The organism is Microbispora sp. CSR-4 (genome assembly GCF_008033685.1).
Taxonomy (GTDB): Bacteria; Actinomycetota; Actinomycetes; order Streptosporangiales; family Streptosporangiaceae; genus Microbispora.
Genome location: NZ_VJVX01000001.1, coordinates 23,563 through 34,864, shown reverse-complemented (window position 1 = coordinate 34,864; position 11,302 = coordinate 23,563). Strand labels below are relative to the sequence as shown.

13 protein-coding genes are annotated in these 11,302 nt (G+C 68.3%); 5 read left to right on the top strand and 8 right to left on the bottom strand.

Going from position 1 to position 11,302, the window contains the following annotated elements:
* Positions 1–26: 26 nt before the first annotated feature.
* Both FLV34_RS00200 and FLV34_RS00195 read right to left on the bottom strand, forming a co-directional pair.
* Positions 27–989 (bottom strand): ABC transporter permease, encoded by a 963-nt coding sequence (locus tag FLV34_RS00200; RefSeq protein ID WP_261985601.1) that lies wholly within the window; start codon positions 987–989, stop codon positions 27–29.
* A 17-nt stretch (positions 990–1,006) separates the two neighbouring features.
* Positions 1,007–2,611: an ABC transporter substrate-binding protein gene (locus tag FLV34_RS00195; protein ID WP_147942104.1), complete on the bottom strand. Its 1,605-nt coding sequence runs from the start codon at positions 2,609–2,611 to the stop codon at positions 1,007–1,009.
* A gap of 65 nt (positions 2,612–2,676) precedes the next feature.
* Here FLV34_RS00195 and FLV34_RS00190 point away from each other — a divergent pair, with 65 nt between their 5' ends.
* Positions 2,677–3,222 (top strand): GNAT family N-acetyltransferase, encoded by a 546-nt coding sequence (locus FLV34_RS00190; protein ID WP_147942103.1) that lies wholly within the window; start codon positions 2,677–2,679, stop codon positions 3,220–3,222.
* Between the two features lie 361 nt (positions 3,223–3,583).
* On the top strand, positions 3,584–3,946 hold the full coding sequence (locus FLV34_RS00185; protein WP_142617314.1) for a hypothetical protein: 363 nt from the start codon (positions 3,584–3,586) through the stop codon (positions 3,944–3,946).
* A 41-nt stretch (positions 3,947–3,987) separates the two neighbouring features.
* Here the strand turns inward: FLV34_RS00185 and FLV34_RS00180 are convergent, their stop codons facing one another.
* Entirely contained in the window at positions 3,988–4,206 is a 219-nt protein-coding gene (locus FLV34_RS00180) for a hypothetical protein (protein WP_142617315.1), read from the bottom strand.
* Between the two features lie 507 nt (positions 4,207–4,713).
* Here FLV34_RS00180 and FLV34_RS00175 point away from each other — a divergent pair.
* The 3 genes from FLV34_RS00175 (at position 4,714) to FLV34_RS00165 (ending at position 8,211) form a co-directional block, all read left to right on the top strand.
* Positions 4,714–5,133: a MobC family plasmid mobilization relaxosome protein gene (locus tag FLV34_RS00175; protein ID WP_142617316.1), complete on the top strand. Its 420-nt coding sequence runs from the start codon at positions 4,714–4,716 to the stop codon at positions 5,131–5,133.
* Complete coding sequence (locus tag FLV34_RS00170; RefSeq protein ID WP_142652670.1) at positions 5,130–6,572, top strand: relaxase/mobilization nuclease domain-containing protein; 1,443 nt, start codon at positions 5,130–5,132, stop codon at positions 6,570–6,572. The genes FLV34_RS00175 and FLV34_RS00170 overlap by 4 nt, the downstream gene beginning before the upstream one ends.
* 826 nt (positions 6,573–7,398) lie before the next feature.
* A complete protein-coding gene (locus FLV34_RS00165; RefSeq protein ID WP_142617318.1) occupies positions 7,399–8,211 on the top strand; it encodes a hypothetical protein in 813 nt (270 codons plus the stop codon).
* 6 nt (positions 8,212–8,217) lie between these two features.
* Here the strand turns inward: FLV34_RS00165 and FLV34_RS00160 are convergent, their stop codons facing one another.
* From FLV34_RS00160 to FLV34_RS40090, 5 genes are read right to left on the bottom strand one after another with little or no spacing between them, the layout of a single operon-like run.
* The gene (locus FLV34_RS00160; protein ID WP_167530297.1) at positions 8,218–8,433 is read right to left on the bottom strand and encodes a superinfection immunity protein; all 216 of its coding nucleotides are present in this window, start codon (positions 8,431–8,433) and stop codon (positions 8,218–8,220) included.
* Positions 8,434–8,460: 27 nt separating this feature from the next.
* Positions 8,461–9,096: a hypothetical protein gene (locus FLV34_RS00155; protein ID WP_147942102.1), complete on the bottom strand. Its 636-nt coding sequence runs from the start codon at positions 9,094–9,096 to the stop codon at positions 8,461–8,463.
* Positions 9,065–10,126 (bottom strand): toprim domain-containing protein, encoded by a 1,062-nt coding sequence (locus FLV34_RS00150; RefSeq protein ID WP_147942101.1) that lies wholly within the window; start codon positions 10,124–10,126, stop codon positions 9,065–9,067. Before FLV34_RS00150 ends, FLV34_RS00155 begins: the two co-directional genes overlap by 32 nt.
* Before the next feature lie 12 nt (positions 10,127–10,138).
* Positions 10,139–10,987 carry a DUF2637 domain-containing protein gene (locus tag FLV34_RS00145; RefSeq protein WP_187280503.1) on the bottom strand — a complete coding sequence of 283 codons (849 nt, stop codon included), beginning with the start codon at positions 10,985–10,987 and terminating at the stop codon, positions 10,139–10,141.
* Positions 10,984–11,259: a hypothetical protein gene (locus tag FLV34_RS40090; RefSeq protein ID WP_222709371.1), complete on the bottom strand. Its 276-nt coding sequence runs from the start codon at positions 11,257–11,259 to the stop codon at positions 10,984–10,986. The genes FLV34_RS00145 and FLV34_RS40090 overlap by 4 nt, the downstream gene beginning before the upstream one ends.
* Positions 11,260–11,302 lie beyond the last annotated feature (43 nt).

Genomic DNA, 11,302 nt, shown 5'->3' with positions numbered 1-11,302 from the left:
GAGCCCACCCGCGACTCCTGTCGCCATCAGCTCACCCCCAGGACCCGCACCCGCGGGTCGGCGATCACGTACGCGGTGTCGGCGAGCAGGTTGCCGGCGACCACCGCAAGGGTCGCCAGCAGCGTGAGCGCGGCGAGCAGCGGGAAGTCCGCGGCGAGCGCCGCCTGCACGGACGCGGAGGCCACTCCGGGCCAGGAGAAGACGGTCTCGACGAGGATCGCCCCGGTGACGAGCTCGGGAACGCGGGCGCCCAGCAGGGTGATGAACGGCAGCAGCGCCGACCGGAGCGCGTGGCGGACGACGACCGTGCGTTCGCGCAGGCCACGGGCCCGGGCGCCGATGACGAAGTCCTCCCGCAAGGTCGTGATCAGCGACTCGCGGACGAACAGCACCAGCCATGAGGACTGCGAGAACGCCAGGACGGCCACCGGGAGGATCATGTGCCGGAGCACGTCGGCGGGCTCCACCGTCCCGGACGCCGCGTCGGTGAGGCCGCCGGGAGGCAGCCATCGCAGTCTCACGGCGAATATCCAGATCACGATGAGCGCGGTCCAGAACACCGGAGCCGCTTCGTTGGCATAGGCCGTGCCGCTGATCAACCGGTCGGCCCAGGAGTCACGACGCCAGGCCGCCAGCGACCCCAGCACGAGGCTTGCGGCCAGCATGACGACCATGGCGCAGCTGGCCGCGAGCAGGGTCCATCCCAGCCGTTCCCCGATCACCTCGGCGACGGGCCGGTGCATGCTCCGTGACTCCCCGAGATCGCCGCGGAGCAGGTTGCCGAGCCAGGTGAGGTACTGCTCGGCGAGTGGCCGGTCCAGACCCCAGTTGGCCCGTATCTGCCGGGCGATCTCCGGGCTCGTGGTCAGCGCCCGATCGCCGAGATACTGCCGCACCGGATCAAAGGGCGACGCCTTCGCCAGCACGAACATCCCCAGCGTGACGACCAGGAGCAGCGGCGCGGTGAACGCCAGCCTCCATGCCGCCATCCGTCCCAGGGCGCGCGTCATGCGGCGGGCTTCCACTCCGCCAGGGTGCGGAACAACCCGCCGGTGGCATGCTCGTGCGCTTCCACGGCCGGAGCGATGCCGGTCCACTTCCCGCGCACGACGTAGACGTGCTGGAGATAGACCAGGTAGGTCCAGACCTCGTCGTCGCGAATGCGCTGCTGCAAGGCGTCGTAGGTCTGCTTGCGCACGGTCGGGTCGGTCTCCGCCCGCCCCTTCTCCAGTAGGGCGTCGACGTCAGGCTCCTTGTAGTGGCCGGGATTGAAGAATCCCTGGCCGGAGAAGCTGGAGTGGAACATCTCGTAGTTGATGTAGTCGGGGTCGTACGGACTTCCGTAGCCCATGATGAGCGCGTCCTTGGCCATGCGGGGTTCGATGGCGTCCCAGTCCAGCCCTGCCAGCCGTACGTCGACACCGATCTTCTTGGCGTCCGAGGCGACAGCGAGGGCGAGATCCTTCCGCAGGGAATCGCCTGCGGGGTACATGAGCGTGAAGGAAGCGGGCGTTCCGTCCTTCACTCGGACGCCACCCGAGCCCGGCTTCCATCCCGCCTGGTCCAGAAGCCGGGCCGCCTGGTCGCGGTCGGGGGTGGGCGTGCCGTCCACGGCCGGGTTGTGCCAGGTGGTGCCGGGCGCCACGGGACCGAAGGCCGGCCGACCGGCACCCGCGAGGATGGCCCCGACCATGGCCGAGCGGTCCAGCGCCAGGCTCAGCGCCTTGCGGATGGCCTTGTCGCCGGTGACCGGCGCGTCCAGGGGGAACATCACACCGCGGTAGTCCGCGCTCGGCACCTTGTAGACGGTCAGGCCGACCTGGTCTTCGAAGCGGGCGGCCGCCTTGGGTGGCAGCTCGGTGGCGTCGAACTCGCCCGCCGCCATCCGGGTGGCGCGTACGTTGTCGTCGGCCGAGTACGCCATGACCAGGCGTTTGATCGCCGGGGCGCCGCCCCAGTACGACTGGTTGGCCTCCAGGACGACCTTGTCGCCCGGGGTCCAGGACACGAACCGGTACGGTCCCGTTCCGACAGGCTTGGTGTTGAACGCGGCCTTGTCCAAGCTCTGGCCCTGCAGCAGACGCCGCGGCACGATGCCCAGCGTGGCGCGCTGCAGGATCGGCGCGTAGGGATGCTTGAGATGGAACACCACCGTGGCCGGATCGGGCGCTTCGACGGACTCGATCGCCGTGTAGTCACCCCGGATGCCGGAGTTGTTCTTCGGGTCCAGCACGGCCTGATAGGTGTAGGCCACGTCATCGCTGGTCAGAGGCGTGCCGTCGTGGAACCGCACACCCTGGCGGAGGGTGAAGGTCACGGTCGTGCCCTTGACGTCGGGCAACCGTTCGGCCAGCGCCGGCGCCAGCGTGAGATCCGCATTACGCCGGACCAGACCGTCGAACAGTAAGGACCCGCCATCAGGTTCATAGCCGAGCACCGGGTTCAGTGTGTCCGGCTCAGAAGCGAGACCGAGGACGAACGTGTCCCGCGTTCCCGGATTGCTCGACGAGGTGCCAGGTGACGATGGCGCCGTGCAGGAGGCGGACAGGCCGAGGATCGCCACCACGCCGAGCCGGGCGAGGGTGACAAACCGGGCACGGAGGATCTTCATGGGGCGAAGGTAAAGCGCCCAGGCAACTTATTGCAAGTTATTCGCAACTGCGAAAGACTTGCTATGTGCTGGTGGATGACCTGGACGCGGCCGAAGTGCTCAGATGGCAACAACCGATGCACGATCTCTACATCGAATGCTTCTCCGTACCGCCCTGGTCAGAGCCGGAGGAGCGCCTGCGTGCCTTCCCCTCGCGACTCGCGGGCCACGTGGCGCAACCCGGGTTCCGCTCCGCGCTAGCCTCGGAGGACGGCACCTTGCTCGGCGTCTGTTACGGCTGGCCCGCACGCACGACCAGAGACGCCGATCCGCTGATAGAGCAGGTACACGACGCGGTCGGTCCCGCCGCCTTCGCGGAGATGTCGCGCAACGCCTTCGAAGTAGTGGAACTGATGGTCGCCGGAAAAGCGAGAGGCAGTGGCCTCGGCAGGACGCTTCTCCACCGTGTGGCCGGTGGATGCGAACGAGCGTGGCTGCTGACGTTGAAAGACAGCCCGGCCGCTCGTCTCTACCAGCATCTCGGATGGATGTCCAAGGGCGAGTTCGACAGCTCTACCGGTCATCGCCTCGTCGTCTACGCGCGAGAGAACCACGTCTCCGTGAGCGCATGAGCGGAAATTGGCCGGTACGGCGATGCGGGGACATGCCTTGTACGCCTCTGAGCCCAAGGTCTGCCTTTCTCCTCCGTGCTCGTCAACCGGGTCGGCGACATCTCCAAACGGCAATCGCCCACTACGACCCCTACAAGGTGAATTGATGGTTCACGCCGGTGACGGCAACCGCGCTCATTCAGCTGGCCATCACTTTCCTGCAGATGCCAGCAATGAGGCGTGTCCTGGTTGTACGACGGCCAGAAGAGCCCACTTGAGTTGTTAGAAACAGCCTCGCAAATGCTTGAAGTGCAAGATCGAATACTTAGAGTAGGGACGGCTGTCGAGGATCAACGGGGGAGACATGGCATCGAGGGCAGGGTTGTCCGTCGCGCTGCTGGCCGGGGCGCTGGTCTTGGGGACGGTCGGATCGGCGCGGGCCGGCGCGCCAGGCTGGAGCGATGCTTACGGCGAGGGCCGCGTGAGCGTTCCGGCGGATCGATCGATGATCAAGGTCTGCGACGGCAGGAAGGACAACGTGGCCTACAAGGCCGTGTGGCACAACGACAATCCCGTCGACGCGCGCAAGCCGTTCGAGGTGCGGGCGCCGCAGGGCGGCTGTGCTACCGACAGTTCCCTGTTCGGATCGGTCAAGGTCTTCAAGCTTTGCCAGGGGGAGATCGGTTCGGACAAGCGCGTCAGGTGGGGTGCCTGCAGAGCGGCGGTATGGCCGGGCGGCCGCTGACCGACCCTGCTCGGGGCGGCGCGACTGTCGTAGGCAACCGGTCAGCCGCTCGCGCCGCCCCCGAGGGTGTGCTGAATCTCGCCCTGCTTCTGCTCCACCACTGTCTTGATCAACGTGGCCAGGCCCAGTGCGACGCCGGCGATGATGGCCGTGATGATCACCCACTCAACGGCCGAGGCTCCACGCGTCGGAGCTGTTCGCGCGTGCTGAATCCGAACACCCAGGTACGCCCGCAGGTAGATGGCCCAGGGATGGTTCACTCCGCCTCGACATCCTTCGTAGCTGTGCGGGGTGAGGCATTGCGGAGCCCACCCTCTGTTGCTTACTGAAACCGGCGATGTGCAAATTGTCGCCGACGTGGCGCTCTCTGGCAGGCAGAACCAGCTCGGAATTTGGAACTCCATCCCACGCCTTCATGCAGCGGCGAGGTTCAGTCTCCTGCGCCGTTTGACGCCCCCGCCTCGTGCTAGTTCTGCCGTTCAGGCGACAGCCTCTCCCTGTCACCTCTAAAGATCACGGACAGTACCTGCTGGAGTACCGCGACGTGCCCGAGGCGTTGGAATGGCGGCAGTCGGTCCACGGCGCTGCACCCGCAGTCTGAGTCCCGCAGGGCGGGAGCAAGATATTCGTAATGTCCCGTTACCGCTGCATCCGGCGGGATGTGGCGGGGAACATTCGTGATCAGAACCGCCCACTCCCGCCACTGGTTCGGGGTGGGTTCTGATCGATTGCGACCGGGCGCGGTCGTCGGGGGAGCGGTCACGAAGATGTCTGATGAGGGAGAGGACACCGGGTCCAGGCAGGTGCGGCAGCGGCGGCGTCAACGCCAGGCGGTGCCGCGGCCGCATGTGGTGAAGTTCGTGCTGACCGAGGAGGAGTACGCCGACTTCCGCACGGCCGCCGAACGTCTTGGGCTGGCGCGCGGGGCCTATGCGGCGGAGGCGGCCCTGGCGGCGGCGCGGATGGTGAACCCGCCGATGCCCGACCCGCTGCGTGAGGCGTTGATCGAGCTGATGCACGCCGCTGGCCAGGTGCGCCGCATCGGGGTCAACCTCAACCAGGCCGTCGCGGCGCTCAACGCGACCGGCGCCGATCCCGGCAACCTGGTTCCGTACGCCGCCGCGTGCTTGCGGGCGGTGCAACGCTTGGACGGAATCGCGGAAGGCGTCCGGAAGGCGATCCGGTGATCGGAAAGGTGATGCGCGGGCGCCGCGTCGGCGGGTTGCTGTACTACCTGTACGGCCCGGGCCGGGCCAACGAGCACGTCAACCCGCACATCGTCGTCGGGTGGCGGCATCCGGCCGAGGTGGAGCCGTCGCTCCGACCGGAAGGCGGGCGGGATTTCCGAAATCTGATCGGATTGCTCAACCAGCCGCTCGCCGCGCTGGGGGAGCGCGGTTACGCCGAGCCGGTGTGGCACTGCGTCGCCCGTGCCGCACGCCAGGACCGCATCCTGAGCGATGACGAGTGGGCGCAGGTCGCCCAGGAGATCATGACCCGCACCGGTCTCGCGCCGGCCGACGATGACAACGGCGTGCGCTGGGTCGCCGTGCGGCACGCCGACGACCACATCCATATCGTCGCCACGCTCGCCCGCCAGGACGGCACCAAGCCCCGGACCTGGAACGACTTCTACCGGGTACGGGAGGCCTGCCAAGCCGTCGAGCGCCGGTACGGCCTGCGCGTGACCGCACCCGGAGATCGGACGGCGGCGCGCCGGCCGACCCGCAGCGAGACGGAACAGACCCGGCGGCGCGGGTGGGACGAGGTGCCGCGGACGGTGCTACGGCAGCACGTCGTCACCGCAGCCGCCGCAGCGGCCTCGGAAGAGGAGTTCTTCCGGTCGTTGGAAGCCGCCGGGGTGCTGGTGCGGCAGCGGATGAGCCAGCGCAATCCCGGCGAGGTGACGGGGTACGCGGTGGCGCTGCCGAAGCATCGCAACCGCGCCGGCGAGCTGGTGTGGTTCGGCGGCGGCAGGCTCGCCGCCGACCTCACTCTTCCGAAACTCCGCGCCCGGTGGCGCGGCGGAAGCGATCACCACCCCGACGGAGCGGGTGCCGACGACCGCCGGGAGATCTGGGAGCTGGTGACGACGGCCGCCCGGCAGGCCGCCGCGCAGCTGCGCGAGGCCACAGTCGGCGAAACGGGCGGCGCGGCGGACGTGCCCGGGGCGACCTCCGACCTGCTACATGTCGCGGCGCGCCTGCTGAAGGACCAGCGGCTTCGCAATGCCGCAGAGGCATTCGACCGCGCCGCGCGAGAGCCGTACGCGCGGATTCTGCCACCGACACGAGCAGGGCTGGAGCTGCGGAGGGCCGTGCGAAGGCTCGGTGCCGGGACGCGAGGGTCCGGAGGATCGCTCATCGCCGACATCGCGGCGCTGGTCGTCGCGGTGGCCGAGCTCCGTACGGCCCAGGGCAGGATGGCCCAGGCGGTCGCGGCACGAGCGGCGGCCCAACACCTCGCTGTGGCGTCACCTGCGGCGGGTGCCCCGGTACGGCTGGCCGCGGCGGACTTCCCGCAGCCCGTCGCCAGGCCGCTCGGCACGGATCCCGGCCAGAATCCTCGCTCGTCCGGGCGTTCCGCCGGTCCTCCGGCACCATCCGCGTCACCCCGGCATAGGTAGCTGGAAGATCGTTATTTTGCTCGCGCGACTCGGCTCTGAGCTGCGCTGTTGCACCGGCATAGCTGCCTATCGTGGTTGATCATCTTCGCTTCGTGATCGACCCGGGGGTGCCGTCGTGACAGCCAGCAATCCGTTCCGAGGCCGGACGGCGATGTGGCGGTCGGCTGCCGCAGGAGTGCTGGCAGGCGCCGCAGCGCTGGCCGTGGCGGGAACCGCTCAGGCGGACCCGCCGCCCGGCTGCCCGCACCTGACCGGTACGGCAGGCCGGTACGTCGACAACACGAAGTTGTGTGCGGCCATGCAGCGCGAGGTGCAGAACTGGCTCGCTGGTGACAGCATCGACGTGGGCCGCGCCGTACGGGACTCGTGGCGCGGGCAGGCCTCGCAGCCGGCCCCGGAGCAGTCCCAACAGGTCGTACGCCTTCCGCAGGTTCCACAGCAGCCGACAGCTGCTCCAGCCGCCGCACCTTCTCTCATGGCTACAAAGAGTCCCGAGAAGGTGGCGGCGGCGGCACCCATAAGCCGTGACGGTGAAGCGGAGGAGCATCACGTCCGGAACCGGCCCCGGCGCGATCGCCGGCGGACGCTAGGCCATCCTGCGGCGAGCCCGGCAGCAACGGCCACGAGGGAGAATCCGCAGGTGATAGAGGAGGTGGCGGCGAGACGTGGGCTTGACCATCGGCCAACGGCAATCATCGCTCGAACGCCCTCAGCCAAGCCTCTGACGCGGCCAAAGAGGAGCCCGGCACCGCGGTCGACGCTCAGCGAAGAGCATGAGCCGGCTCCCTATGCAGCGAACGCCACTCTGGAGTCGTCGGCGTCGACGATGTCCCTGACGATTCCCGTCGGCCTTGCCGCGCTGCTTGTGCTCGCCATCGCCTACCACCGACGACGTCAGTGTGTCGGCGCTGCGGTGATGTGGTGGCGGCGTACCCGTCTGACCAGGCAGGGCGATCGGCTGGTTCGCTACAGCGAGGTGAGGGACATGTTGCCGTTCCCACCGGTGGAAGCCTCGGAAGAGTCGGTCACCGTCATAAGGTCCGACGATGATGTGCCGGTCACAACGCTCGACTCCATGCTCGAACAGGAGTCGACGAGCTTGGGTTACCTCGTCGCGCTGGCGGCCATGAACGGGACGGGACTCACCGGACCGGGCGCGGAGAACGTGACGCGTGCCATGGTCCTGGAGCTGTTGGCCGGGCGTCATATGGCGGCTCGCGTACTCGTGCCGCGCGAAGACGCGGTGCGCCTGTTCGGCGAGGAAGCGCTACACACGGCGAATCCGGGGCTCGTGGTGCTCGACACCATGCAGGAGGTAGTGACCGAGCTGGAAGTGGAGATCGTCAGACGAAGCGGGCAGCGTACGGACGCGAGAGTTCCGGAGGGCCAGTCCTGGTTGTTCGTCATTGCCTCGCCGGGTGCCGCAGCTGAGCGGCTGCACCGAATCGTCCAGGGCGGTACGGAGGATCTGATTCTGGGGGTCTTCCTCGGCGACTGGCCGTATGGCATCACCTGCACCGTCGACGAACACGGCGTCATCCTAGATCTGGAAGGACGCTCGGCCCCAGCCTGGACCGCGCATCGCCTGGCGATCTGCAGCCAGTCCGACGCGGTTCGGCATCTGGAGGGCTGTGATTGACGGACGTCATCGGCGGTCGTGGCGGATGGGCAGTGCGAAGGCCAGGAAGAGCGCTGCCGGCCAGCCGATGCAGGTGAGGCCGCCGAAGAAGTTGAACGCTATGAGTAGAAGGACGTTCTCCACGCCGCGTAAGAGCCCGATCAGCGTTGGCAGGAGGTACAGCACAACGAGCAGCAGGATCAGGCCGATCCAGAACAGGTAGCTGTGCGCGAGGGCGTCCACCTCTCCCATCCTTTCGTAATCGACCGATCACGGGCGGCGATTAAGAGTAGCTGTCCGAGCTGGCTGCGCCGTAGCTCCTGCCGTCGCCCTGGTGCTGCCACACGCTTCGACAACTTTGTCGATGGTGTGCGGGAAGTCCTCCTGGGCGAGCCTCACGACCGGAGGCAGCTGAGGCCGAACGGGCGCTGGATATCCGGTTCGCGGGCATGGCTCTCGGGCGAACAACGGGGTGACTTCCCGCATGGCCGCTTCGGGAGTATGTCCTTCGACTCGCAGCCGGTCATAGCGGTTCATTGCGTACGGGTGGAGCTCTCGCAGCCGGCTTTCGCATCTCAACAGTGCGCGCTCGGCGCCCGGGTCGTTCGTCGCGTACGGCAGGGCCGCTCCCCAGGCGCGGCTCACCTGCAGCAGGTCGGCGGTGCGCAGCCATGCCGGGTCGTTGGCGGGCAGCCACTGCAGTCGTGCCGCCCGATGGGCGGCGCGTTGCTTGGTGCGGAGGGCGTCTGCTGCCTGACGCTCCCGCTCGGCCTGTTCGCGTACGCGCTGGGCCTTCACGTGCAGCCACACCTGAACTGCCGCCGCGGCAGTAGGGGTGACCTGCACTACCTTCTGCATGCCGTGGGCGGCTGCCTCACGGAGTGGGTCCGCGTAGTGGTCGTTCATTCGCTCTCCTCTCGCCCGAGCGTGTGGTCGTGCTGCCGGATGTGGGCGCTGCCGGGAAATCGGCGAGGGCCAGCTGGGCGGTCACCGAATCGGTGGTGGTCTCGGTGACGGTCGCATGGTCGAAGTTGAGCTGCGCGGCGACACGGGCGACCTGCCGGGCGACGTCACGGGGTGCCATCGTGGCGATAGCCGCACCGGCGGCGCGAAGTGCGCCGACACGCCCTTCGGCGTACTGCAGGGAGTCGTGCCAGGGCTCGATGGCGGCGTCGGTCACCAGGTCGGCCAGGGGCCGTACTCGCACACGAAGCAGTGCCGCAAGCCTTTGGGGGCCGGCGTCGCTGAGTACCGCAGCTGGATCCCAGTCCGATGGGAGCACGAAGGCTTCCGCCGTACCGGCGTCTTTGAGTAGCGAGTAGGAGCGTGCCGCGGCTTGCCGCCCGGCGCGGTCGCCGTCGAAGGCGACCAGCACACCGTCGGCGCGCAGGTCGGCGGCTGCGTCGAGAGCCCTGACCTGGTCGGGGGTGAGGCTGGTGCCGCACAGGGCGAGCCCGGCCAGACGACCCCCGCCGGCGACGGTGACGGCGATGGCATCCAGGGGGCCTTCGGTGATGACCGGCTTGGCCCCGGCGCTGAGCGTGTGCAGGCCGAACAGCGCCCGTCCCTTCGCGTAGATAAGGGTGTTCGGGCTGTTGAGGTATTTGGGTTCGCTCGTACGGCTGCGACCGATGAAGGCGATCGTGGTCGCGTCGCGCTCGGTGATGGGGAACATGACCCGGTCGCGGAAGAAGTCGATGAGCATGCCGCGGGTGGTCCGCCGGGCCAGGCCGGAGGCCTCGATCGCGGTGTCAGGGAAGCCGAGGCTGCGCAGGTGTCTGGTCAGCGCTCGCCATTCGTTCGGGGCGTAGCCGATGCGCCACTGACGCTGCACGTCGTCGTCGAATCCACGCTGACGCAGGTAGTCGGGGACCCAGCTGGTGGAGACGTGGGCCTGGAAAAAGCGTTCGGCGTGCTCGTGGATAGCGAGGAGCATGAGGTCGCGTCCTTAGACCGGCTCGCGGCGGAGCCCGATGGCGGTGGCCAGCCAGCGCAGCCGCTCGTTCGCGATGCGGTGGCCCTGAGCACGGAGCTGGGCGGCCAGGTCCATCTGGCTCAGCCGTACGCCGCGCTGCTCGGCCCTGGCGACGATGGCCTGAGCAGCCTGGATGAGCTGGTCGTCGGAGTCCTGCTGCTGTGGGATCTGAGGAGTGGGAAAGGCCGCGCCAGCGAGTTGGAGTCGTACGGCGGTCCGTTCGGACAGGGGCGCCTTCCACCGCCACAGCCAGCGGCCGTGCGCCTGGTGGAGCGCGGAGACGGCTTCGAGGTGGAGGTATTCGAGCTGGAGGCCGCGGGGGTAGCTCGTAACGTTCCACAGCACCATGCGTCGCCAGAGCATGAAGCTGGAGACGGGGGCGAGGAGCCAGCGTGAAAGAGGTACCCGCTCACGCCGGGTGCCCGTGGCCAGGCCGACCCAGCGGCGGATGAGGTGGCGGATTCCCTCGACCACCGTGACGAACAGGACGGGCATGGCCGCGTGCATCAGGCCGGCGATCGGGTCACCGTGTGCGGCGGAGATGTTGAGGATGACGGTGGCGGTGATGAACGTCCAGGCGATCCAGCGCAGGACCGGCCAAGGCAGATCGGCGAACTCCATGAGGAGGTCCCAGGCCAGCAGGGCGAGGATGCCGAGGTCGATGCCGATCGGGACGATCCACGCCTGCGGGCCGAACCATGGCTCGGCGAGGCGGCGCAGGGTGGCGAAGGAGCCGATCCCGCCGAGTACGGCCAGTGCGACTACGAGCGGAGCCACGACGCACGCGGCCAGGGCGACGGCCTGGGTGAGGTTGCGGGTCACCGGCCGCCACCTGCTGCAAGGTGGGTCGCGGCTTGGGCGACGCCCTCGTCGTTGGCGGGGGAGAGGATCAGGCCGTGATGGGTGACGTAGGCGTAGACGCCTTCGGCGCCCGCGCAGTACACAGTCTCGGTGCCGACGGTGAGGGCCCACTGGCCGTTGCGGCGGCGGATCAGCCGGGCTGGCAGGTGGCGGCTGACCTCAAGGCCGAGGCGGACGAGTCGTTCATGACGAGCTTTGCTCTCGTCAGGTGCTCGCATCGGTGTGGCTCGCATCGGTAACCTTCGGGCGTGGAGAGGCGGACTCCATCAACTAAAG